The sequence below is a fragment of the Tenacibaculum sp. Mcav3-52 genome, assembly GCF_022347665.1.
Taxonomy (GTDB): domain Bacteria; phylum Bacteroidota; class Bacteroidia; order Flavobacteriales; family Flavobacteriaceae; genus Polaribacter; species Polaribacter mesophilus.
This window is the reverse complement of the sequence record NZ_JAKRGE010000001.1, coordinates 1,012,225-1,035,313: the sequence shown is the minus strand read 5'-3', so window position 1 is coordinate 1,035,313 and position 23,089 is coordinate 1,012,225. Positions and strand designations below refer to the sequence as shown.

Here is a 23,089-nt window from a genome sequence, read left to right as displayed (position 1 = left end):
TAATGAACTACATAAAGCTACTTAACGCGGCTTTTGAAAAGTTCTATTTTGATGACCGCCTAAATCCAACCCATATCAGTCTGTATATGGCATTATTCCAAGAATGGAATAGCTGTCGTTTTGCGGACGAATTCTATGTAAACCGTAGGGAACTTATGCGAGTGGCCAAAATTGGGTCAAAATCAACTTACCATCGATGCATAACCGAACTTCACTCGTGGGAATATCTATATTACTTTCCTTCCAACAATCCGTATAAAGGCAGTAAAATCAAGATGTCCATTATAGGTACAGGTGATGAACCAGCTACGGGACAGTACAATCCCATATTGGAACAGCTTGCAGAGCAGTACTATCCCAGAGGTGTACCGCTTGAGGGACACCACCATCCCAAAAATGTACAAGCAGTGTACCAACACCGTCCCGCCAATGGACAAGCAGTGGTACCTAATACAAACAATACCAAACAAGAAAACTTTATAAAACAGCCAAAGGACTGTCAGGCCGTTGTCGATTTTTTTGAGGAAAAGAATTTTAATATCACAGAAGCTGAAAAATTTTACCAGCACTACACCAACCGAAATTGGCATACTGGTAATGATGAACCAATCCGCGATTGGCGAGCAGTGGCCATCAACTGGATGGATAGAGCCGAATTGTTCGAATCTGAAAACAAACAAAACAAAAATCAGGCATCCCAAATCAAGGACAACTTGCGAACCACTAAAAACAAAGATTATGGGCAACCCCTCTAAAATTACCGAAGGTGGCGTGGAGTATTCGCTAGGGAAATTTGATGGAAAAAGTGTAATCTACGACTTTCCAAAAATCTTGATTTATTTGAATGCCAAGGGTAAGTTGCTCTTTGGTAAAAAATTCAGGATTTACGACGAGGACAAAGATATTTTGCTAAAACTCTGTTCTTACTTCATAAGGGACAAGAGTAATTGCGAATCTTACGGAATTGATATCAATAAAGGTATTTTGCTCTCAGGGCCTATTGGATGTGGTAAGACCAGTTTGATGAAATTATTACGACATATCGTACCAATGCAACGACCTTATGAAATGATTCCCTGTAGAAACGTGACGTTTAGTTTTAACCATTTAGGCTTTAAAACTGTTGAAGAATATGGCAATACCAAATTCTATTGTTTTGATGATTTAGGCGTAGAACCAGTGGGTCGGTTTTACGGCAAGGATTTAAACGTAATGGGTGAAGTACTACTCTCTCGTTATGAACTTTACTTAGATACCAAACATAAAATTAAAACCCACGCAACTACCAACCTTAATGCAGAGGAATTGGAAGAACGGTATGGAAACCGTGTTCGAAGTAGAATGCGAGAACTGTTCAATTTGATTGCCTTTGATAAAAATGCAGGAGATAAACGAAAGTAATCTAGCTTCTTAATGATTTATATATTAAAATCACTTCTGAAATAAATTGGATTACAATTGCTTTTAGACTCTTGGTTATTTCTAAAAATAGGTCTTTCATAATAATATTAGTTTTGCATAGATTTCAAAATAGTTTTGGCAATTAATTGGATGCTTTTAGAATCTGAAATATAACGTCCTTCATCGCTATTGCTCAAAAATCCCAATTCCAAAAGGACTGAAGCACAAAGGCCTGTCGTTTCCCGAAGTACTTGAAAATTGGAAAACTTCACACCTCTACTCTTATATCCAATTTCTTTACAAAGGGCTTTTTCGATTTTATAACCTATATAAATAGATTCCTTTAAATTACTATTTTGTTGGTGCGAAGCATAAACTTCTACTCCTCTCGCATTTACATTATCCGAATGGTTGCAATGCAGAGAAACAAATAAATCTGCTTTAAGAGCTTTGGCCAGCCTTGTTCTATCTGATAACGAAATAAGCGTATCACTATACCTGGTTAAATAAATGTCATGAGGGTTTTTTAACCCATTATTTAGCTCCAAAATAGCATTTGCGATATTCAATACGACGTCCTTTTCTTGGATTTTATTTATTCCTATTGCACCCGAATCTTTTCCTCCGTGTCCAACGTCAATTACAATTCGTTTTTGAGTACCTCTTACTTGTCCAAAAACGATGCACATTTTTAGAAGTAAAAAGACAAAACTGACGTTTTTGAGGACTTTTTTCATTTTTAATTTTTGGGTTATCAACAACTTTCCTTAAAAAACCCATAGAATTTGATGCCAAATAATGGTAATTGAATTCAATTGATTTCAAATAATATTTTATTCACAAATATTTGATTTTTAGATATTTACAAGCAAATATATGTAAATTTCAGAAAGAGAAAATGAATAAAAAATCTAAACAGTTTTATTATGAAAAAATCAATCTACTTAGCAACTTTTTTATCGTTGCTCTCAACATCACTTTTTGCTCAAATTGGTGGAATTGAAGATTCCGTTAACGATGTGGGCGATACCATAAGAGCTATTTTCCCAATTCTACTTGGTGTCATTTTCTTAGTTGGCTTCTTGTTCAATGCAGGTCATTTCTTTGGTGAAAATGCAGACCTTAAAAAAGGAATTACTAGAGTACTCGTCTTTGTTTTGATTGCTGGAGCCGTTGTCGGCATCTTCACATACCTAATAGGAATTGTAGTGTAAATGAAGCGCTACGAGATCTATAAAAACATTAGGAAAGGGGCGGTCATTTTTGGCCTGCCTGTTTCTCTCTTTGCTCTAATGATGGCTTCTATTTTGGCATCGCTACTTATTATCATCTTCTCTTTCAGTTTTGGGATAATAATTGGCGTATTGGTTTTTAACGCTGCCTTGTACGTAGCCCTGACCAGAATAACCCATAACTCACAACTATTTCAGATAGCTAAAGCCTTCCCAAGAATAATTAGTAACAAAAGAAACTCTGGCTTTGATTATGAACAAGATTAACCTTTCGGCATATCAACCTATTACGGATATTCAGGACAATATCATATTTGCCAATAACGGTAATGTTGTCCTATGCTATGAAGGAACATTACCAGAAATCTATTCCTTATCAGAAAAAGACTTTGAGGATATACACGGTGCCTGGTTTCAAGCATTGAAATCGCTTCCAATAGGCACAGTGGTTCATAAACAGGATATATACCTAAAAAAAATTTATACTTCAGAAGCACTTCCGAATACGACGTTTTTAGAAAAAGCGACACACGACCATTTCAAAGGGCGTAGTTATATGGAACATCGTTGCTTTCTGTTCTTTACACTCACTAAGAATAAAGCCCTGAACAATCCAAAATATGTCAACCCTTTCCGAAAAGTTTCCAAAGGGACTGTTCAACAATTAGATGACAATGTTAAGAGCTTCATAGGTTCTGTCGGTGATTCGGTTTCTTTCATAAACAATAGTCGGAAAATGACTTTTGTTCCCCATAATGCTGGCGACATACAAAAACTTACAAATGACTACTTCAATGGTTTCAATGAGGGGTTTGATACTGATATCATATTAGATAAAAAAAGCGTCAATATCGGTGAAAACTATTTTGATGCCCTGGCCATCAATAGCGAACTGTGCTTTGGCGAAAGTGTACAGAGTAGCAAGACCAATGAGAAATTCACTTCTGACGATTTTGTATTTCATCAAGGGTTTATTGATGGTTTAGGGCTTACGCTTAATGAAAACCATATTGTCAATCAAATCCTCTATTTGGATGACAAACAGAAATGGCGTAAACTGTTGGATAAGAAAGTCGAAGAACTGAACAAGAGTTCCAACTTCGGCTCACAAAACAAAGTCGTACTTGGAAAAATTCAGCACATTCTTGACCAAATCAATGCCGATGACAATGCACGCGTTATTCGTGGCCATTTAAATATTGTGTATTGGGCTCGGGAAGCCAGAGAGCTAGATAGAATTACTTCTAAAATAAAGACTGAGTTCAAAGAGTTGGATATCATTCCATACTATCCGCGAGGCGAGGAACGCAAAAATTATATATTGAATAGTTACTGCTGTTTCTCTTCAAACTTTTCAAACAACGATTTATATGTTAGCGATTTAAAGCACGCCTTATGCCTGTTCATCAACAATACCAATTATAAGACTGATAAAACCGGAATCATCTTTAACGACCGTGAACATAATATCCCCGTTTTAAAGGATGTATGGGACGAGCGTAAGAAGCGTATCAAGGCACGCAACTTTGCCATTTTCGCCCCAACGGGTGAGGGTAAATCATTCTTGGCAAACAATATACTAAGGCAATATTTTGAAAGTAACGTCCGTCTGGTCATAATTGACCTCGGCGGATCCTACACAAAATTTGCCAAACTCTATCCTGAGAAATATACCGTGCTTCGTTATGAAAGTGGTAAAAATCTCGGAATCAATCCTTTTTATATAAGTGATACGAATGACTTGACACCTGAACGACTGGAAGATTTATCAGTCTTTCTGTTTGAACTGTTCGCATTAGATTTAAAAGTAACAAAGGCACAATCGGTTTCGGTAAAAAAGATATTACGCCACTATTACAACAATACTTTAGAAAATCATTCACTGGATGGTTTCTACAATTTTATAGAGAGGAATCAGAAAGACCTTCTGAACACCTTAAAAATCCATCCAGACTATTTCAATATTACCAGCTTTTTGCACGTAATGTCTGAATATGTCGGCGATGGTCTATATAGTTTCCTTTTTGAAGTTAGCGAAGACCTGACTTATAAAATTGAAGATAAGCGATTGATTATTTTTGAACTAGATGAAGTTAAGAACAACAAGGAAATCCTGTCTGTAATGCTCAAACTCATCAAGTCTGCCATCCAAAGAACTATTTGGAAAAACAGGGCTGAAAAGGGCATCATCTTGTTCGATGAATTTGCAAAACAACTGAAGTTTGATAACGTACTGGAAAGTGTGGAATTCTACTATCAAGCCATCCGTAAACAGAATGGTGCTATTGGTATTATCCTTCAGTCCATTAATCAGCTTCCCAACAATTCAACATCAGCTAGTATTCTTGAAAACACACAAGTCATCTATAGCCTAAACAACGAAAAAGGTTATGACGAATTGGTCAAGAGGCTCAATCTATCAAGTCACGACCTGAACCAATTAAAGTCCATCAAAAATAACCTATCCGGACCACGGAAATACACGGAAATGTTCATCAAAATAGGCAAGGAAAGCAACATTTTTAGGCTTGAAGTTCCTAAAGAAGTGTATGCAGCTTATTTAACTGATGGACAGGAAAATGAGTCCATAATGACCATTTATGAAAAGACCAATGATATGGAATTAGCTATAAAAGAATTCACATCTAAAACATAATATTATGAAATCGAAGATTCACAAATACCAAAACAAATACTCTTTAATGAGTAAAACAAAAATCAAAACAATCTTATTCGGGCTATTCTTAACAGTTGCCCTTCTATTACCCAATACTACTAACGCCCAAGGAATGCCAGTTTATGACAATACCAACTTTGTAAGCTTGGTAAAACAACTTATAGAGTCAGGAAAGCAGACAGCCGAAATGATTAAGTCTGTAAAATTCCTAAAAGATGCTAAAGACGCTATAGAAAAAGTATCTAGCGTTGTTCAACAGTTACAAGCAGTTGAGGAAATTGCACAAAACAATCAACGTCTTATCAATATAATGCAAAACGATTTACAGGACATCTTAAACTCGCCATACATAAAACCCGAGGAAGTTACACGGGTCGCAGAATCATTCGATGCCATAGTGCAAAATTCTTTGGATACGGTTGATTTTATGGGTGAAATCTTATCTAGTGATAATCTAAAGATGTCTGATGCTGAACGTGCTGAAGTGTTGAAAGAGAAAGAACAGGAGTCAAAGGAAATGGTTTCAAATATCATAACAAAGACGAAACGCTATCGTGATATTATTTCATTTAGAAAAATGCAGGATAAGATCAATAACCGAGAAACTAAGTATTAAAAGAAATGTCAATCGGATTGGAATATATCGACACCGTTTTTCAAACGATACAGAATAGTAGCTTCTCGCAATACACCATTGCAGGAATGAAAACGCTAGCTGTATTGTTCTTTCTAGTCAATATCCTTAAAAAATATAACGAAGTTATTGCGGATAAGGACGGTTACACTTGGGGGTTGAGTCCAGGGGAACTGGCTAAGAATTTTGCCATAGTTCTCCTGGTTATCTTTTCTACTCAGGTATTGGGTTTCTTTGATGGCATATTGGTTTCTATTGAAGCGCAATATCGTGGTACGGCACCTGCATTACTTCCTCTACAAATGCAAGATATACCAATAGAAGAAGACGTTAACCTAATCGATGCTGCTAAAAATGCTATGACGTTATTGTATGAAGCGTTGGTTACACCTCTTTATGGATTCAAAATACTAGCTTTTATTATTGGCATTATACTATGGATTTTGGACCTGTTCATATATCCCTTATTTCTCGCTGAACGTTTTTTCCTATTGGGTATCATGCAGGCCTTTTTTCCATTGATCATAAGCCTTGCTGTTTTTGAAAAGTTCCGTTCACTTGCATACACATTTTTCAAATTGTACGCTGCGGTCTATATGTTGGTGCCGGCCTTCTTCCTTGTCAACATATTTGTAAATGCGCTCTATAATGAAATCAATACGAATTTCTGGACTAACCTGTTTGGAACAGATATTGGCCAGGGCTTTTTTGCACCTGTGGTTCAGCTTGGCTCGGTTGGATTCATTGTGTTTCTAAAGTTTAAATTATATAAGCGCGCCACATCATTTACCCTCAGATTATTTACCAGTTAAATCCAACGAAAATGAAAACACATTACAAAAACATCTATGCAGTTTTAAAGTTGAACAGATTTATCGTGTTGACAGTTGTCATTTTTGCAATGCTATCTAGCACTTTTTCGCTTTGGATGGCTTTTAAAACGAATAGGGAAGCACTTAATAGTGCCTTTGCCATAAATACTGATGGTAGTATTATTCCGCTCAAGCTCGTCACGCAAAAAGAAAATTTCAAGGTCGAGGCCTTAGCCCATTTAGACCTGTTCCACAACTATTTCTATAATATCGATGCCAGCAACTACGAACGGAATCTTGAAAAAGCTCTGTGGCTAGGTAACAGTTCTGTGGATAACCTCTATCGCCAGAAAAAAGCTGATGGTGTCTACAACCGATTACTGCAATATTCATTAGTTCAAAAAGTACTGAGCATAGATTCACAAATCGAAGAACAAAACGGAATGTATGTCTTTAGGACTGTTACCATTTTTGAAATCAATAGAGGTTCAATAATTGACACCTACGAATTGGTTTCTAGCGGAAACTTAATTCTAGTTGACAGAAACTTTCCAAACAATCCACACGGTTTGTTAATTACGGACTATTTCGAGAACACCTTAAAGAAAATAAACAACGAAAGTTGAGTCGATAATAAGCACTTAAAAACTATAATTATGAAGATAAATAAGAACAAAATCGTCTTTGCATCTGTATTAGCTGTAATTTTCATATTCCTCATTTCCTACTCTATGATGGTTATGGGCGATGACGATATTGAAAATGAGAATCTTAAACAGGTCTTAGTACCTGACTTGGACGAAAACCAAAAAGAATATGACTCAAAATTGGATGCCATCAATGATTTAAAGGAAGTGCGCGAGAATAACGCACCTAGCATATATGATGAAAAACTTTTAGACTCCACAGGTCTTTACAATCCTGATTTACCCGAACTCGAAAAAGAACGTATCGTGGATAGTATATACAATGCTAGTAGGATTCAATATTCTAAAAAGAAGTATCGAAACTTAGGACAAAAAAAAGTCGTACAAGAGCACACGCCACGAATCGACTCAGCTGAACTAAAGCGTGAACAAAAAATTCTGGCTAAGGAATTGGGGCTGGAACATCAACTGTTCTTTGCCGCTTCGCCTAAACCCAATGAAGTTTCGGTAATTGGCAACACAGATGAAACGATTTATGTAGTGGTTGATGGCGACCAGGTTGTCAAAGCGAATACCCGATTACGAATGCGGCTTACCAAATCAGCAACTATCAATGGTAAGCTTATACCAAAGAATACACCCGTTTTTGGGTTTATCAGTTTTCAACCAAATCGTGCCTTAATCGAAATTGAGAACATAAATCATCATCCTACTAAACTCAAGGCATTTGATTTATTGGATGGCAGTGAGGGCATTTATGTACAAAACAATTTTCGGGCAGAGGCTACCACGGAAGTTTTAGATGATGTTATTGGCGACATCAATATTCCTACTGTTCCTCAAGTAAGTGGAATTACACAGGTTTTCAGACGTAGTAACCGAAGTGTGAAGGTAACTGTGCTCAATAATTACAAATTAATTCTAAAACCAAAATTATGAAGTCCCTAATGGGCATTTAAAAACCACACTTATGAAAAAATATATCATCATTTTAGCTCTTGTCAATTCTGCTTTTACACCTCTCTTGTGCTTGGCACAGACTAAATCGCAAACAAATTTAGTTCTCGATACCATTTATGCAAACGACACCAAAAACGTTGCCCTGTTTTTCCCCGAACCCATACGCCAAGGCATAACCGGTTCGGATAATTTTGTATTTACTTATAATCGTGAAAAGGAACAATATTTTGGACTACTTCAGGCAAAGCCTGGTAAAAACAGTAATCTTCTGGTAGTCAGTAAAAATGGTTCAATTTTTTCGTATATTGTTAGTTATAAAAAGCAACTGTCAAAGCTCAATTATTTTATCCCATTATCGAGTAGTATTGGGAATGAAAAGCCAATAATACCTGATTCGATTCAGGTTGTTTCTACAGAAGAAAATATAGATAACAGAACTTATTACTATCAAAAATTCTGCTCCTATCTTCTTAATAGTAACCAGCGTGTTGGTCGAATTAAGAAGCGTACTCAAGGCATTGTCTTGACTATTGAAAATATTGTTTTTGATAAAGAAGAGCTCTACTTTGTTATGCGGATTGAGAATAATTCTTCAATGGATTACGATTTGAATTTTTTAAACCTCTCAATCGAAACGCGACAAAAGGGAAAAAGAAAATCATTACAGCGTTTGTACCAAGAACCTATTTACAAACATCTCTTGCTTTCAAAAATCGTGGAAGGCAAAATGGTACGATTGGTTTACGTGATGCCTAAATTCTCATTATCAAATGAGCGCAGGGTAATTTTGGAATTGAACGAGAAAGGCGGCGAGCGCAATATTGAACTTAAAATTTCACATAGATATATCAATAACCCAAATTAATAGTATTATGAAAAATTTAGTCATTTGTCTACTTGTGTCGCTCTTCATCTCCTGTTGAGGAAATAAAGATATGTCTCCTACTGAAACTGCTAAAGTTGTTGCCGAAAGTTTTTATTACGGTGATAAAGTTTCTCTAAAAAAGCATACTATTGCAGAGGGCTATGCGAATCTTTCCAGCATTCAAGAAATGTTCGTTCAGGATAAAAATTTAAAATCCGACTTCAAGATTATTGATGAAGCTATGGTTGGTGAAATAACCTAGATAAAATATTTCACAGCCTATGACCCTAAACCTGGTATTTTTAAATTGGTTAAAGAAGATGGCCAGTGGAAAGTGATTAATAAAGGGCCTAGGGAAAAAGGCTCTTTTTAAACACTATTTAAAATGGTAAAATCGAACATAAAATGCCTTATCACCAAATCATCAACGTGTTCCGATTCGTAATACTTATCGTGTAAATAATTGGTTTTAGGTTTCAAAAATTCAGACTGCCTGCTGTCTTTCTTTAAAAGTGTATTAACTCCATCCACGGTATTGTTTAAATCTCCTTCAAGAACATACCCAAGTAGGCATCCGTTTTCATATTTCTTGGAAACAAAACTGTTAATTCCAGTATCAATATAACGTCGTTTTAAGCCAGAATCTTTCTCTTTAAGGTTTTTGGCCTCCATATAGTATTCATATTCTAAGGATGAATTTATAGTTACCAATCTAAGGTCTATTCTAGGCAGTTTTGCTGCAAACCCCTTTTCCTTACCTATATCATCTTTCGGTAAATGCTGCTCAACATTCGTAACGATGCTCCACTTTAATCTTAGCGGATTTTCCTTAATGTGTTCGTGTAATTCTGAAGTAATGTCATTTTCATCCCAGTTCAGTTTGATGAACTTGGTTTCCATAGCTGAAACATAAGATTCTGTTATCAGCTGAAAGCATTTTTCTTCAAAGCCTCTTTTGAAGTTGGCAACTATTACTTTGTTTAATCCCATTTATTATACTTCATTAAGGATTTCCAGTATTAATTCTGAAGCATCCTCAATCGCCATCGATTGAGTCCAGAATCGTTTCTGATTGGGACGAACAATAAAAATCTCGTTACCTGTCTTATAGTTTAATTTTTTTCTGAAATAGATATTAGTTGCTTTCTTTTGCCATAGTTCTTTATCCAAATCCCGCAAAATGTCTTGTAAATCTACAGTAGATATTGAAACTTCCTTTTCAGAATCTCCAAACATAATTTTGATTATCATTAAAGGTGAAAAATGATTTATATTTTCATAAACAGTACAGTTAGCATATAGATTTTGGCTTTGCACGAAGTCGTTTAAATACTTTGAAATTTTTCTAGCATAATCTCGAATTTCATTTTTGTTGGTTGGACCGAGGACATATTGATGCTTCTTGATTAATAATGGAATTGTGAATTCTACAAAATTGTCTACAATTAAACTTTCATCGATTGAAAAATCAAAGCATTTAGAGATATACCTATCAATTTCCCTTTCAAACTTTTTTGAGTTAGTGTTGAAAATTTTAGATCCCTCAATTATCATCTTATCATAAATGTTAGCAAGATGATATAAGTTTTTTTTAGTCAAAGAAAATGGTAGTCTATAAACTTCATTTGGTTTGATTTCTTCTCTCTCGATTCCAATAGATGCAGAACATAAAAAAAGATAATAATAGGCAAGTTTTGAGTTTATAAAACAAGTTAATCCTTTGAGTACTTTTGAGTCTGAGTGACTAAGTCCTAAAACTTTACTGTTAAACGAACAGGCTTCATCTTCGTATGAAGCACAAATTTTCCAATTAGAAAGACCTTCCTTTATTAAAATATGTGGCGCAAAATAAGTTTTCTTTGCACCCACACGCCTAAACACGTTAATCGTGGGTAAGTCCTCAACTTGTACATCGTAATATTTAGCATATATTTCCTTTGATCTCTGAGTAAGTCCAGAATTCAAATCTGAAAATGAATGTGAAACGTAACGTCTAATATTTGAAGGGGCAATATATCTGTTTGGAATTTCGTTGTCTACTTTTGGATTCTTAGTAGAATTATTCAAAAATTGTAACCCAGAGCCTCTGTAAATTTTTTCATCCGAAATAAACTGTTCAAGACTGTCTGAAGTATTGAGTTTTTGTATTAAATTAATATCTCCTATTCCACCCCACATTGCAATTTTCCAAATTTTTGAAGTCGGTTTTTTGCATTCTTCACGAGGAAGATATTTCAAATCTGTACCATCAATGCTAACACCTTCTATCACATTGGATTTAATGTATGTCTTAGGGGCATAATAGACAATTGTATTAGATTTTTTCTTTGGTTCATTTTTTCTGTAAAATGCAATACTTATTGGTCCTGTAGCCGAACCAAATAATTGACCTCCAAAGTCTTTTGGTGCATTCCTCAATATAGAAAAGTTATATATCTTCTCAACATAGCACTCGTTGAAAAGCCACTTCCTAAAATTTTGATATGTTATCTTGGTATTGGTAAGGATTTTGGTATTGAAAATCAATGCTATTTCCCCGTTTTCAGAAAAGGTTGTCGCCTTGTGTAAAAATGGAAGAACCATTTCTTTAGCGAAGCCAAATTTATCGCTATAATCTCGAATAGATTGGGATAGGTTCTTAGTACCAAAAGGCGGATTTCCAACCACCAAATCAAAGTCTATTTGTTCTACTTCCGGATTTTGCCGAATAGTATCACTTCGAAACAGATTGTTACCTTGCTCAAACAGGGTATCATCAGTAGGGTCATTTATCAAATATGGTAAGCGATAATCCTTATTTTGCCAAATTGTTTTGGGATTTAAGTTATCCACCAAAGCCAGATAAAGGCTAAAAGCTGTTACTTTGATGGACTGAGGATGTATCTCTATACCAAAGATATTATCCGTAAGTAGTTTTTTCAATTCATTAAAGTCCGTAAGTTTTTCTCCATTGGCATTTTCGTGTCGCTTGACCAACCGTTTAAAACTTTCAACCAAAAAAATACCCGAACCACACGTTGGGTCTAATACCTTAACATTAAATTCTTTTTCCGACCTAGATATTGGTAATTTCTCATTCAATATAAGTTCAACCAGAGAGGGCGGTGTGTAAAATGTGCCTGTATCTTGCTTTAAGGCAGGGTTTATTTCAGCTAAGAAATTCTCGTAGATTTCACTCAATAATTCTATTTGAATAATACTGAAATCGAATAGGCGTAAATCTTCAAATAGATTTTGCTGAATGGAATTATCATTACCATTTATAAAACACTTTTTGATAATCAGCAAATGCTCTTTGGAAATAGATTCATTACTATCAACTGTAAAAACATTACCGTTAAAGTATTCTTCTAATTTTTGAAAAAGAGAATATGTTTTATCAGTATCGTCTAGAATGTCAAAATAAGACTTAGCTCCTTTTTTTATTTCAGAATAAAATTTTTCATCCGTTGCACCTCTGTCTTCCAAATACAAAAGAAATAGAGAGCGCATTATTATTTTATGAATAAAGTCAATTTCTAGCCCTTCTTCCTGCAATTGCTTGGCGGTATAGGTAAGGCTCTCTACAAGGTATTTATCAACCCTTCTTTGAAGACTTATCTTCTTTCTTATTTCATAGGCTTCCGCCAATGTCCATATAATACCTGTATCAATGGCAATGGTTGAAAAAAGGTTTTGAAGCTGTTTGATTTTGGTTTTGTCCTTGAACTTGTAAGACTCAATTTCGAGTGTTTTAAGCTCCTTTTTATAGTCAAAATCGTCTGATTTGATTATGAGAGGTTTTTCTGCACAGTTGTAGATACGGATTTCAGTTTCCGAATAAACGTATAGAAAAATTACCTTTTTGAAGTTCCATATTTTTTTTTGCGCCTTCGCAACCTGATGAAGCGCATGGTCATCAAATCTTTCAACCTTTTTTAAAAAAACCGCGGGGAAACTATTGTTATTTTCATCAGTACTGAAGTAAATTTCATCAATACCGAAGTCTTTGACTTGATTAATTACAACCATTTGACTATCAGAAACTTGAATAGGATCCGAAGTGACAGATACGGCTTTATCCAAACCTAAATTTTCTATTAAATTAAAATTAATCATATCGAAAGTTGTCCAAAATACTTGATAGTTAGTTATAAGCTAAATTAATTCCAAAGGTACAAATGATTTTGTGATTTTGATAATTGAAGTTTTACTATTATTTGGAAATATTCCAAAAAATTGGATAAAGCAATTACTCGTTTTATGTATAGATTCATCACTCATATTCTGACCATGATATTTTAATTAAACTAATAAAAAAGCTACTTAAAAATCGACCTAACTTCCTCATAAACCCTCTCAAATTTCGCCGCTAAATCAGCCTGAGAAAATTGCTTCGATTCCTTTGGCAACTCTCGTTTAATGTTAGCCAATTTAAACTGAACTTTCTTATCGTTGCCATCAGCATAAGTAATAAACTCACCTTGTTTTAATCTGAAAAAAACGTCAGATCTTATCTTTGGAATTTCCTTTTCTCCAGTCGTAATACGTGTATCAAAATCGAGATTATGCCCACGACTAATACTTTTCGTCGGGTTTTTAATAATTTCAAAAAAGCGTTCATAGTATTTTGCAGTATCCGGGTCGTTTACCTTTCCAAAAAACTGATAGGACAAATTGCTTAAAATCGCCTTACTTGCCTTGTCGCCATACATCATATCGTTTTGGATTTTGTCCTGCATTACATAAATAGTGGCGATATCATAGCTCCGTAAGGTCGCTGGAATACGGTGCATATTCAAAAGGCGTATAGTCGGTGCTTCTTCCATCAACAAAAACGAAGGTCTGGAATTACGCACACTCATTTGTTTTGTAATAGTGTGAACAATGGTTGCAATTACGGGCGAATATGATGTCTCATATTTTGGATTGTTCACTACGGAAATGATGGCAGGATTATCTTCGCTATTGATATTCAAAGGCACTTCATCTGCAGAGAGAGCCATAAATATACGTTGTGTACTAATGCGCTTTAGTGCATTGGCCAAGGTACTTTTGACACCAGCAGTTTGCCTGTCAGAATCCTTGCCACTTATAAAAGCATCTGCCATTGCTCTCGATGTAGTATTGGTTTCCAAAAACTGAATAAGGCTGTCCGTGTCCAATAACTGATAAATTGCTATCAAATGTGGTAGCGTGCAGTATTTGGGATAGTCGGTTTTCAATTTCCAAATCAAACCACCTATCAATCCTTCGGCCGCGTCGTTAAAAAATTTTGTAGTACCTGTTGTTCCAGATTCTCGTTGCTCCAAAAGATTTTCAATCAATACCCTTGACACCTCGTTTACACTTTCCTCGTTCTCTATATAGCGAGGTGCAATAGGATTTACCCGATGGATAATTTTATCGAAGGAAATGACCTTAAACGGAATATCACTATCCTTAAACAATGGGTATGCCATTTCAGTAAGTTCAAAATCCTTGTAGTCGTGAATAATTCCACAAAAATTCTCTTTACGGAAATGCTTTAGAAATCCATATACGACACTTTCAGTTTTTCCGCTTCCGGCGGATCCGATGACGGATGCGCCACGTTTAATATTATCCAGTTTGAAGTTTCCTTTATTAGTAGAAAAACTGACTTGGTATTTAGTATTTCCATTTTGTTTGTCTTCAGATTTATGCAGAAAAACATACATTCCTGTATTAATTAGCATTAGCGGACACACCAAATACAACAATACCAATACTAATTGATTCCCTTCAGAAATATAAAATAAGAGAAATAAAAGCATTGCTATATTCAAAAGAAACGCATACTTGCTTATCCGAAATATCGCATAAAAAACAGTACTGGCAAAACCAATAATTGAAAATGTTGTTATGAGATTATCTATCTGCATTCCAATTAGATTCCGATGGAACTTGATTTTATGGCTACTTCTGCACCGTGTCTTAGGCGCTTGAAAACCCGAAGTGCAATTTGTGCTTGGCTTAAAGGGATGTTAGGTGGTAAGGGCAATCCGGTTCTATTCATCATTTTAAAAGCCAATGCTTTTTCATTAGCAGGTAATTTCATCAAGGCAGCAAAGTAGAGCTTGGGATTTTTCACAAAATCCTTCCGTGCCTTGTACGTCTCAGCGAAGTTGCGCTTATAGCCAAAAGTCTTGTCAAATGTTTTTTCTGCGTTCTCAAAGAATTTATCCCTGTCAAAACCACGCTTGACATTCTTACCGTGCATTTCAACTTCAGAAGCTTTGTGCTTACTCCCTGGAGAAAGGCTGACCGAATTGGAAGCATCCTTTCTACTCACGATGATATGAATGTGGCTTTGGTTCCCGTCTTTTACCATTCCCTGAACTATACGTTTTCCATTTTGCCGATGTGGTGCCTGACTTTCCAATCTGGCAATTTTGGTTCTCATCTTTTTAATATTCCCTTCAGCTCGTCCTTCCTCTATATTTCGGATTTCCGTTTTGAGTTGCAATATTTTGGTAGCAAAAGGCTGGTTCTCTCTTATCTGCTTGTCCGTTCCTTTAAAGGTTCGTTGATGTTCAATTTTAGCGAAGTATTTTATATCGTTTATTGTAATCGGCCGTCCATTGATTTCCCGATTGAAGCTGGTAACATAATCCTTCATCAGTTCTCTGGTGTATCGTTTTAAATCTTGGCTATTGTTCTGTAATTTTCTCAATTCGTATTTTGAAGGACTGACCGTAATCGAATAAAACTTGGGTTCTGTCTTTTTTAATTTTGCTGTGTTTCCGTCAATTTCTTTGACTACTTCTTCAGCCGAAATTTCATCGCCATACTGATTGAAAAAATGTTCCATATCCTGCTGTTCCAAACCTTCATTTTCCTTCTCTAAATACTCGACAAAATCAGCTGAACTTTGTGAATAATTGTTACCCAGTTTTTGAGGTGTTATTGTTATGTACATAGCTCAAAAAATTAGAGTTGATTACTTGAACTTTGCTTTTCACAAAAGCGTACTTCTTTCTTTTCTTCTGCATACTTCTTTTCTATAATAAGCGGTTTCTTGATTGACTCTTCCGTTTCAAAAAGGGATTGAATCATAGCTACAGTTGGTTTGGTTTGCGTCTTTTCAACATCCCTCATTATGGCGATAATAGCATTAATTCTTTTTAAAAGTTTGGCCTCTATAGTTCGCCCTGTCGGGCCTAACTTTTCCTTTGGCGAAATTTCGTTATAGAAGAAAAAATCGAGCATCGTGGCCATTGCCTCGGTGTGCGATTTGAAGTAAGTGCGTGAGAAAGTTTGGAAACGTTTTGCAGTTTCTTTTTTGAATCTAATTCCAGTAAATGAGTCCATATTTTGCCGATTTGTCGCAAAATCTCCCCTAAAAATGGACGTTCTCAGCCCGTTTGTCGCAAATCTTTGATTGTTAGGAAACCATAACAAACTTAATTAACTGATTTACAGTTTGTTAAAAGCAGAAAGGAATCTGAAACATCGCGAAGCGTGTTACCCTCTTGCTATTCCTTTTCGTCCCGCTCGCGGGACAAAAATCCATACAATCCGGCTAAAAAGCCGATTGCCTTTTTTAAGGAAAATGATTTTCCGATATGTTATTTTTCGATGTGTAAGGGTATCGGCGAAAGTCAAAATTGGATAACCTTACTTTAGTTTGCGTGCTGAATTTCAGCAATGTAAAGATACATTTTTTTTTCTTGAATCCGATTTGAATTACATACAAAAACACCTCTGAAAAATCAGAGGTGTTGGATTTAAAAATTAACTAAATTATATATTGAACACATATTTATAGGTATATAAATTACGTATCGCTTCTTCCTCAATCATTGTTTCAAAACAGGTATAATTTTCCTTTACGTATTTGCGGATAGCATCCCCAAATTTTCGTTCCACATCTTTTTTAGAAATTTCTAAAAGTCGGTTTTGAGCCTCTTCGCTCAAGTCCGTAAAATTGAGATATACCATAGTCTTTTTCTTTATAAAATTCCGTTATCTGAAAAACTATAGTAATCGCCATTGGGCGCAAAAATCAAATGGTCTAACAATCGAATATCAAAAACAGATGCAGCTTTCTTGATTTTGTTAGTCAATTCTATATCTGCTCTACTCGGTTCCAATTTACCGCTTGGATGATTATGTGCTAATATCAAACCTACCGAAAGTGATTTTAATACAGTTGCAAATAGTATGCGCATATCCACTAAAGTTCCTACAATTCCACCTTGTGAAATTTGGCAAATACCTTTCACTTTATTACTGTTATTTAAGAGTACAATTTTAAACGTCTCTTGTAATTCCATTGTACGTTTATCCCAATTTTGAAAAAGGACTTCCGCAGCTTGTGCAGAAGACGAAACCTGAATCCAATCTTTGGATTTTAGACCGCCTTTATAACTTATTTTTATTTCGTTAACTTGTGCTTTCATTGTGCATTTAATTAAAGTGTGAATGAAAAAAAGAGGGCGGATCTTTCGACGGTTACGCCCTCTTTCATTTTAGGTTTACTTATCTCCCTTGCTTCCAAGTAATAGGATTTCATCAGCTACAACTTCCGTAACATAGCGTTGTTCGTTATCATCAGTTGTGTAGCTTCGGGATTTTAGTTTTCCTGATATTCCAACTTCTTTTCCTTTTTCCACGTACTTCTCTACAATTTCAGCAGTCTTGCCCCAAGCTACAATTGTATGCCAATTCGTATCTGTCTGCTTTTCGCCTTTGCTGTCTTTGTAATACTCATTTGTGGCGAGTGAAAAACGGGCTACTTTCTTTCCGTTTTCAAGGTTCGTAATGGTTGGTTCTTGTCCAACGTTTCCAATTAACTGTACGTGATTTTTAATAGTACTCATAATAAAAGATTTAAAGATTAATAATTCCCTTTTCAATTCAACTGTGATTAAATTTTAAGGGGTGTTTGTTCTTTTCTTTCGTGCACCGCACAATGGATAGAGTGGGTTTTGTCAAGACTTTTAGTGTAAAATCAGGTGTGTTTGCGACGTAGTAAATTCCTTGGAATTTCAAGGAAGTAGAAGCCTTATTTTTCACTAAAACTCGTATAGTCTTGACAAGTTCCATAAGGGCATTAGCAGTTCTTTTAAACGCAGTTGCGTTTGAGCGTACCGACAGTTAAGCGAAACAAGTAGCTGTGATTAAACTAGAATTGGTTATGTCGTGCCTGTTTTTCGACGACCCGAAAAACAATAAAGGCTTTATCCATTATAAACCCCTTAAAATGTGTAAGACAGCAATTTGGTTTTTAAGAATTTTCGAGGAAGCACTCAAGAAGGACTTACCGTAAATTCTGTTAAGAAAACCGAAGTGATGGCTTTCCGATGAAAGGCGGACTTAATTCACAATTTTGGCTAAGTAATGTAATGTTCCTTCCCAGCGTATCGGGAAGGGTCAGCGGAGTGGAAAGCTAAAATTGGGGATTGTGTCCAAGATATTTGTAGTGAAGCTCTTTTCTCGGAATGAAGTGTTTCCTGCCTTTTCGGCAGGAAGGAACTAAATAAAGGGAAATGTGCTGAGTGGTTAACAATACTAAATCCTCCTTTTCCAGTTACATTCATTGGTATGGATTTCTAATCTTAATTTTTATCTTCTCTTTTAGGTATCAGTTCTTCTACATCTGATAGTTCGTTTACGATTCCCTGTTCCTTTAATGAGTTTTCAATATTGATTTGAACAACATTAGCATTGGCTTTCCAAACAACTTCCGTAATAAAAGCAATGGTGAGTTGTACTTTTAAATCGGTAGCAAAATCTATGTTGGAATTTTTCCATTTGTCCCTATGTTTAGAATTACCATCTTGTGTTAAGTCGATTAAAGAGCCGTAAATTTTTCTATCTTCATCTAATATCCCTAGTTGGTGTTCTTTTTGTTCATCAACATCAAGGTCCTTATGTTTTAGAATAGGCAAATCAGCTTTTGGTAAAACGAACAGTACATTTTTAAGGCCTGTAGATGGAATACTAATAATTTTATCCTCAATTTTATTAAAATCATCTATCCCATAGATATTTAGATTCATTGCTATAATCACATCTCTTTCTGCATCAAAACCTAATCTTTCAATTCCTTTTACCAAGTCATCTTTACGAAGAAGATACCTTTTTTTTCTAGCTGATAGAAATGCGTTTGGAATGTAATAATTAATGTTCTGGTACACTATCTGTTGGGATAATATAGTGTCCGCATTAAGATGCGGGATATCTCCGGATGTAAACGCAGATTTCTGAAACAGATTCATTGTACCATTTACACCGAAGGAAATAGTAGGTTGCCCATCAAAATTTTCAGCAGAATTCTGGATACTATCAAAATTTTCTAATGCTTTTACAATGGCTTCTTTAGAATTGACTAGAAAATCCCATTCTTTATCATAGTCAATATCTGCATTTAATCTTGCATCTTCAATAGCTTTTTCAATGGATATTTCGAGAACATCTATAAATTTTGATGACTTCGCCTTTAGTTTCTTTATCTCTTTCTTCTTCATATTATATTGTCTTTAAGAGATTTTTATCTTTCAATACTTTTTTCAAACAGAACCTGAAATAATTTATGGATTCTTGCCAACGTAATAATTCCAATACTTCGGTCTGAGGTAAGGTAGGTTGCGCAGTGAAGTTATCGTAGGTATTATATTCGGTTAATTTAAATTGTCTTAAAAAGAGCAGTGCTAAATATTGGCATATGTAAAAAGTAACGCGCCTTCTGTTCCCTAAATTATCCAATCCTGGGAAAGGATATGATAAATCAATAGGATAATATCCTCTACCAAATTCATCCTTGAAACTACTAAACCAAGTAAAAATCTCTGTCATATTATTAGGTAACAGAACATATTTTGGTGGCTGATGCTGTGTATATGTAAACAGCGTTTTAATAGCCTCATAGTTTTTCTGATAAATCAATAAACCGCCTAATGCCAAGTGGAACTCAAAAAAACGTTTTCTTTCGTTATCCCTTTTATCTATTAATGACTGGTTATCGTATGTGTGGGTTTCAAAGTTGTAGTTAGTGCCATACACGCGTTGTAATCCAAAACTAAAATATTGATGTGCCGTACCCCAATAGTTCCCCACAAATTTGGCATTGTTTGATATGAGTACAACATTTCGCCAAAGCTCCTTGTAGGTTTCGTTAGAGATTGGTGTTTCAAATATGCCTTGCCCCATCAGCCATATACCACTTACAACAAAATATTCAAGACTTTGCAAGTCTTCATTTCTACCCTTAGCAACTTCCCTGATGATTTCCCTTATGCCATTATGAAATTCGTGATTAAACTCAACTTTAAAGTTTTCAAATCCATCAGGTTTCTCTTCTTCTCTAGGCCTTATGAAGTTTGCACGGTAATTGTTAAATTCTTCTGTGTAGAACGTAACTAATGTTTCTTCCAAACCCTTATCCTGTGTTCTGATAGCGAATATCGCCAGTTCATTGATGATTTTGAAATAGAATTTGTCATCTTCGTCTTTCTCCAGCTTTCGGTATTTGGAAATAATATAGGTAAGCAAACGTGTGGACTTACCATTATAGAGTGATACTTTATCTAACCAAATAATAAAAACCACAACCAATGCAATTGTTGATAGCAATACTAAGATTCTAGCTGAGTTTTGCATACACCAGTAATCCTTCCAAAAAAGAGGTTCGAGGTCTAATATTAGGAATATAAATGATCCGATTGTAAGGAATAAAACCCACTCAAAAACTGTTATTCTTCTTGATCTTCCTGGTAGTATTCCAAGAAATTTGGTCTGTGGAAATTCACTTTCAAAAGCATTGGCCAAATAGTTTGATGAAAACTTATAACCAATATTGGATATTTTGTCTACGATAATAGGGTATGCTATACCCAAAATTGCAATATCGATAGCGACACAAATTTCTATGATATATTTAAATTCCATTCACGTTAATTTACTAATAATTCTACCGTCTTATACCAATAATAAAATATGGATTTATCCGGTTGTCGCTTTAATCTGTTCAAAAATGCCCAATCTGGATGTTTTATGGCCAGTTTGCTGGTATCCTGATTCTTATAATATTCTATTTCAACTAATTCCTCTTGTAGCAGTATGGCATTCAAATAAGCGACTCTGGCTGATGCTGACAATGCTTCTTCAATTCTAAAATTTCCTGTCATCAAAAATGCACTGCCAAAACTTCGTATGCCGGAACTTAAATCCGCAAATTTCTTTTTTGCTTCAGTAGTTAGATTGCGCTCTCGTCGTGCAATAATTGCACAGGTATTTATAGAATCCCACAGCACATCTTTATCACTGAGATTCCTTTTACTAAAATTAGCATCCGAACTGCGATAAGATAGTTCTGCTTTCGCGAAAGCAGAAAAACTTTTTTTCACTGTGGCCATATCCGTAATACTTTCAAATAGTTTTGACAAGTCAAACAATTGTTTACAGATTTCCATTGCAAACAGCTGGTCTTGTTTATAGTAGGGAATACCTATAGTTTCTGGCGCAAATGCAGTTAGCTTATCACCACATATGGCATTAATGGATGGTGTCATTACCGTTGTTACTATTCCATCAACAGAGAGCCAAGGTGTTTCAATTAGTGATTCGATAAGTTCTGGGTAGTGTGGACTATCAAAAAGAATGTCTAATAGAATAGTTCCTGGCACATTTGGGTTATACACCGACTGAAACTCGAATGTGTAATGTGCCTTTGGCACACCTTCTTTATAGCTTCTACGTTGGTTCAATACGTGTTTTGTAAAATGTGAATTGGCTATTACCGTATCTAATATTGCCTCTAATTCTTTACGCTCGATACTCGAAATAATATCGATATCGATTGAAAATCGATTACCTTCATTTAGCAAGAGCACAAGTGATGTACCACCTTTGAACACAAAATCAAGTCCGGCTAATTTTAAATGTTCCAACAGGGACAATGCGTGAACCATTTTTTCTAAAATAGTAACGTTAATGGACTTATGTTCTTTTTTTGAACGAAAGTTATCCAGCCATTCCTTTGTAAAACTTTTTTTATCAATCATATGGTATATCTTCTAAGAAATCTGGAATGTGGTTACTTATAAATTGTTTGATTTCCTGTTCTTTTTTACGTCGTTTTGCATAGCTGAACATCTTGGTAAAATTGATGCTGTACCTGTCTATGATATTTTCATAGATATGTACCATTTCAGGACCTTGGTAAAAATGAAAGAGGTTTTCATCTGCAAATAGGTCAACCATTATCTTTTCTAGTGTGGCTATGTCTACAACGTCCTTCTTGTTTTTTATTTTTTGAATGGGTGCCCTGGTCACCAAACGCTTAATAACAACTGGCACATTACTTTCTGAAATGTAAAACTGAATTTCCTTCTCATCTGGATTTAGGAAAAAATCCATTCTCAGATTATCATTAAGGTAATAATAGAATGAATCTATAAACTCTTTTTCTACCTCGACAATAATTATTTGATTGGAAGTTTGGTGTTGGGTAAACTCATTAAGCCATTGGGTTTCCCAGATTGCATATTTTATATCCTCAAAACGCTCGTTGGTCTTGCGAGCGATTTTATAAATGTTATCAGACAGGACGGCTTTATACTTAGGCTTATAGGAAATAACATATAGCCCACGTCCTATTGTTTTAATGATATCCTTTTTTTTAAGGTCATAGATTCGCCAACCAAACGTATTCTCTTTGAGGTCTGGTTCAAAATCGAGATAAAAGTCATATAGTTCACCCCTATTGAATGAACTACGGTTCTTAAAGGCTTCTATGAGTCTATTTTCTATAATTTTTGGCATAATTAAAAATCAAAACATTGCCAAAAATACAAAAAAGTGGTAAATATTTGAAAACAAATTATTGCCACTATCAAAATTAAGTGGTAAAATTTTG

The 23,089-nt window shown here is 35.2% G+C and carries 23 protein-coding genes; 10 read left to right on the top strand and 13 right to left on the bottom strand.

Annotated elements, in window-relative coordinates:
• The first annotated feature begins 2 nt into the window (after nt 1–2).
• Both MHM83_RS04820 and MHM83_RS04815 read left to right on the top strand, forming a co-directional pair.
• Entirely contained in the window at nt 3–755 is a 753-nt protein-coding gene (locus tag MHM83_RS04820; RefSeq protein WP_159612865.1) for a hypothetical protein, read from the top strand.
• Entirely contained in the window at nt 739–1,401 is a 663-nt protein-coding gene (locus MHM83_RS04815; protein WP_159612867.1) for an ATPase, read from the top strand. Before MHM83_RS04820 ends, MHM83_RS04815 begins: the two co-directional genes overlap by 17 nt.
• Nucleotides 1,402–1,508: 107 nt before the next feature.
• On the opposite strand, the gene MHM83_RS04810 is transcribed toward MHM83_RS04815, so the two are convergent.
• Nucleotides 1,509–2,138: an N-acetylmuramoyl-L-alanine amidase family protein gene (locus MHM83_RS04810; RefSeq protein WP_159612869.1), complete on the bottom strand. Its 630-nt coding sequence runs from the start codon at nt 2,136–2,138 to the stop codon at nt 1,509–1,511.
• 189 nt (nt 2,139–2,327) lie between these two features.
• Between MHM83_RS04810 and MHM83_RS04805 the strand changes: the two genes are divergently transcribed.
• From MHM83_RS04805 to MHM83_RS04765, 8 genes are all read left to right on the top strand, one after another.
• The gene (locus tag MHM83_RS04805) at nt 2,328–2,615 is read left to right on the top strand and encodes a hypothetical protein (RefSeq protein ID WP_086030969.1); all 288 of its coding nucleotides are present in this window, start codon (nt 2,328–2,330) and stop codon (nt 2,613–2,615) included.
• A 271-nt stretch (nt 2,616–2,886) separates the two neighbouring features.
• Complete coding sequence (locus MHM83_RS04795; protein ID WP_159612874.1) at nt 2,887–5,289, top strand: TraG family conjugative transposon ATPase; 2,403 nt, start codon at nt 2,887–2,889, stop codon at nt 5,287–5,289.
• Between the two features lie 4 nt (nt 5,290–5,293).
• Nucleotides 5,294–5,926 (top strand): conjugal transfer protein, encoded by a 633-nt coding sequence (locus MHM83_RS04790; protein WP_159612876.1) that lies wholly within the window; start codon nt 5,294–5,296, stop codon nt 5,924–5,926.
• A 5-nt stretch (nt 5,927–5,931) separates the two neighbouring features.
• Nucleotides 5,932–6,756 carry a hypothetical protein gene (locus tag MHM83_RS04785; protein WP_239178626.1) on the top strand — a complete coding sequence of 275 codons (825 nt, stop codon included), beginning with the start codon at nt 5,932–5,934 and terminating at the stop codon, nt 6,754–6,756.
• 11 nt (nt 6,757–6,767) lie between these two features.
• Nucleotides 6,768–7,382 carry a conjugal transfer protein TraK gene (locus tag MHM83_RS04780; protein WP_159612880.1) on the top strand — a complete coding sequence of 205 codons (615 nt, stop codon included), beginning with the start codon at nt 6,768–6,770 and terminating at the stop codon, nt 7,380–7,382.
• Between the two features lie 30 nt (nt 7,383–7,412).
• Entirely contained in the window at nt 7,413–8,342 is a 930-nt protein-coding gene (gene traM, locus MHM83_RS04775) for a conjugative transposon protein TraM (RefSeq protein ID WP_159612882.1), read from the top strand.
• A 31-nt stretch (nt 8,343–8,373) separates the two neighbouring features.
• Nucleotides 8,374–9,228 (top strand): DUF4138 domain-containing protein, encoded by an 855-nt coding sequence (locus MHM83_RS04770; RefSeq protein ID WP_159612884.1) that lies wholly within the window; start codon nt 8,374–8,376, stop codon nt 9,226–9,228.
• A 70-nt stretch (nt 9,229–9,298) separates the two neighbouring features.
• Nucleotides 9,299–9,490 carry a hypothetical protein gene (locus MHM83_RS04765; RefSeq protein ID WP_239178624.1) on the top strand — a complete coding sequence of 64 codons (192 nt, stop codon included), beginning with the start codon at nt 9,299–9,301 and terminating at the stop codon, nt 9,488–9,490.
• Between the two features lie 107 nt (nt 9,491–9,597).
• On the opposite strand, the gene MHM83_RS04760 is transcribed toward MHM83_RS04765, so the two are convergent.
• From MHM83_RS04760 to MHM83_RS04705, 12 genes are all read right to left on the bottom strand, one after another.
• Nucleotides 9,598–10,218, bottom strand: a complete 621-nt coding sequence (locus tag MHM83_RS04760; RefSeq protein WP_159612886.1) for a hypothetical protein — start codon at nt 10,216–10,218, stop codon at nt 9,598–9,600.
• A gap of 3 nt (nt 10,219–10,221) precedes the next feature.
• On the bottom strand, nt 10,222–13,326 hold the full coding sequence (locus MHM83_RS04755; protein WP_239178621.1) for an HsdM family class I SAM-dependent methyltransferase: 3,105 nt from the start codon (nt 13,324–13,326) through the stop codon (nt 10,222–10,224).
• Between the two features lie 203 nt (nt 13,327–13,529).
• Nucleotides 13,530–15,110 carry a type IV secretory system conjugative DNA transfer family protein gene (locus tag MHM83_RS04750; protein ID WP_159612890.1) on the bottom strand — a complete coding sequence of 527 codons (1,581 nt, stop codon included), beginning with the start codon at nt 15,108–15,110 and terminating at the stop codon, nt 13,530–13,532.
• A 5-nt stretch (nt 15,111–15,115) separates the two neighbouring features.
• Nucleotides 15,116–16,147 carry a MobB family relaxase gene (gene mobB, locus MHM83_RS04745; RefSeq protein ID WP_239178619.1) on the bottom strand — a complete coding sequence of 344 codons (1,032 nt, stop codon included), beginning with the start codon at nt 16,145–16,147 and terminating at the stop codon, nt 15,116–15,118.
• Nucleotides 16,148–16,158: 11 nt separating this feature from the next.
• Nucleotides 16,159–16,539 (bottom strand): BfmA/BtgA family mobilization protein, encoded by a 381-nt coding sequence (locus MHM83_RS04740; protein ID WP_159612894.1) that lies wholly within the window; start codon nt 16,537–16,539, stop codon nt 16,159–16,161.
• A 432-nt stretch (nt 16,540–16,971) separates the two neighbouring features.
• Nucleotides 16,972–17,169, bottom strand: a complete 198-nt coding sequence (locus tag MHM83_RS04735) for a hypothetical protein (RefSeq protein WP_159612896.1) — start codon at nt 17,167–17,169, stop codon at nt 16,972–16,974.
• Nucleotides 17,170–17,180: 11 nt separating this feature from the next.
• On the bottom strand, nt 17,181–17,630 hold the full coding sequence (locus MHM83_RS04730) for a JAB domain-containing protein (protein ID WP_159612898.1): 450 nt from the start codon (nt 17,628–17,630) through the stop codon (nt 17,181–17,183).
• Nucleotides 17,631–17,705: 75 nt separating this feature from the next.
• On the bottom strand, nt 17,706–18,050 hold the full coding sequence (locus MHM83_RS04725) for a single-stranded DNA-binding protein (protein WP_159612900.1): 345 nt from the start codon (nt 18,048–18,050) through the stop codon (nt 17,706–17,708).
• A gap of 738 nt (nt 18,051–18,788) precedes the next feature.
• Nucleotides 18,789–19,700 (bottom strand): hypothetical protein, encoded by a 912-nt coding sequence (locus MHM83_RS04720; protein WP_159612902.1) that lies wholly within the window; start codon nt 19,698–19,700, stop codon nt 18,789–18,791.
• Nucleotide 19,701: 1 nt separating this feature from the next.
• Complete coding sequence (locus tag MHM83_RS04715) at nt 19,702–21,120, bottom strand: hypothetical protein (RefSeq protein WP_159612904.1); 1,419 nt, start codon at nt 21,118–21,120, stop codon at nt 19,702–19,704.
• A 5-nt stretch (nt 21,121–21,125) separates the two neighbouring features.
• On the bottom strand, nt 21,126–22,235 hold the full coding sequence (locus tag MHM83_RS04710) for a nucleotidyl transferase AbiEii/AbiGii toxin family protein (protein WP_159612906.1): 1,110 nt from the start codon (nt 22,233–22,235) through the stop codon (nt 21,126–21,128).
• Nucleotides 22,228–22,995 carry a DUF6577 family protein gene (locus MHM83_RS04705; RefSeq protein ID WP_159612908.1) on the bottom strand — a complete coding sequence of 256 codons (768 nt, stop codon included), beginning with the start codon at nt 22,993–22,995 and terminating at the stop codon, nt 22,228–22,230. The genes MHM83_RS04710 and MHM83_RS04705 overlap by 8 nt, the downstream gene beginning before the upstream one ends.
• Between the last annotated feature and the right edge of the window lie 94 nt (nt 22,996–23,089).

Excerpts from the sequence above, each read along its gene's own strand:
- traM (WP_159612882.1), top strand. The coding sequence starts at position 7,413 with ATGAAGATAAATAAGAACAAAATCGTCTTTGCATCTGTATTAGCTGTA.
- MHM83_RS04725 (WP_159612900.1), bottom strand. The coding sequence starts at position 18,050 with ATGAGTACTATTAAAAATCACGTACAGTTAATTGGAAACGTTGGACAA.
- MHM83_RS04755 (WP_239178621.1), bottom strand. The coding sequence starts at position 13,326 with ATGATTAATTTTAATTTAATAGAAAATTTAGGTTTGGATAAAGCCGTA.
- MHM83_RS04720 (WP_159612902.1), bottom strand. The coding sequence starts at position 19,700 with ATGAAGAAGAAAGAGATAAAGAAACTAAAGGCGAAGTCATCAAAATTT.
- MHM83_RS04820 (WP_159612865.1), top strand. The coding sequence starts at position 3 with ATGAACTACATAAAGCTACTTAACGCGGCTTTTGAAAAGTTCTATTTT.
- MHM83_RS04740 (WP_159612894.1), bottom strand. The coding sequence starts at position 16,539 with ATGGACTCATTTACTGGAATTAGATTCAAAAAAGAAACTGCAAAACGT.
- MHM83_RS04760 (WP_159612886.1), bottom strand. The coding sequence starts at position 10,218 with ATGGGATTAAACAAAGTAATAGTTGCCAACTTCAAAAGAGGCTTTGAA.
- MHM83_RS04765 (WP_239178624.1), top strand. The coding sequence starts at position 9,299 with ATGTCTCCTACTGAAACTGCTAAAGTTGTTGCCGAAAGTTTTTATTAC.
- MHM83_RS04705 (WP_159612908.1), bottom strand. The coding sequence starts at position 22,995 with ATGCCAAAAATTATAGAAAATAGACTCATAGAAGCCTTTAAGAACCGT.
- MHM83_RS04770 (WP_159612884.1), top strand. The coding sequence starts at position 8,374 with ATGAAAAAATATATCATCATTTTAGCTCTTGTCAATTCTGCTTTTACA.
- MHM83_RS04750 (WP_159612890.1), bottom strand. The coding sequence starts at position 15,110 with ATGCAGATAGATAATCTCATAACAACATTTTCAATTATTGGTTTTGCC.
- mobB (WP_239178619.1), bottom strand. The coding sequence starts at position 16,147 with ATGTACATAACAATAACACCTCAAAAACTGGGTAACAATTATTCACAA.
- MHM83_RS04790 (WP_159612876.1), top strand. The coding sequence starts at position 5,294 with ATGAAATCGAAGATTCACAAATACCAAAACAAATACTCTTTAATGAGT.
- MHM83_RS04815 (WP_159612867.1), top strand. The coding sequence starts at position 739 with ATGGGCAACCCCTCTAAAATTACCGAAGGTGGCGTGGAGTATTCGCTA.
- MHM83_RS04805 (WP_086030969.1), top strand. The coding sequence starts at position 2,328 with ATGAAAAAATCAATCTACTTAGCAACTTTTTTATCGTTGCTCTCAACA.
- MHM83_RS04785 (WP_239178626.1), top strand. The coding sequence starts at position 5,932 with ATGTCAATCGGATTGGAATATATCGACACCGTTTTTCAAACGATACAG.
- MHM83_RS04710 (WP_159612906.1), bottom strand. The coding sequence starts at position 22,235 with ATGATTGATAAAAAAAGTTTTACAAAGGAATGGCTGGATAACTTTCGT.
- MHM83_RS04735 (WP_159612896.1), bottom strand. The coding sequence starts at position 17,169 with ATGGTATATCTCAATTTTACGGACTTGAGCGAAGAGGCTCAAAACCGA.
- MHM83_RS04730 (WP_159612898.1), bottom strand. The coding sequence starts at position 17,630 with ATGAAAGCACAAGTTAACGAAATAAAAATAAGTTATAAAGGCGGTCTA.
- MHM83_RS04780 (WP_159612880.1), top strand. The coding sequence starts at position 6,768 with ATGAAAACACATTACAAAAACATCTATGCAGTTTTAAAGTTGAACAGA.
- MHM83_RS04810 (WP_159612869.1), bottom strand. The coding sequence starts at position 2,138 with ATGAAAAAAGTCCTCAAAAACGTCAGTTTTGTCTTTTTACTTCTAAAA.
- MHM83_RS04795 (WP_159612874.1), top strand. The coding sequence starts at position 2,887 with ATGAACAAGATTAACCTTTCGGCATATCAACCTATTACGGATATTCAG.
- MHM83_RS04715 (WP_159612904.1), bottom strand. The coding sequence starts at position 21,120 with ATGGAATTTAAATATATCATAGAAATTTGTGTCGCTATCGATATTGCA.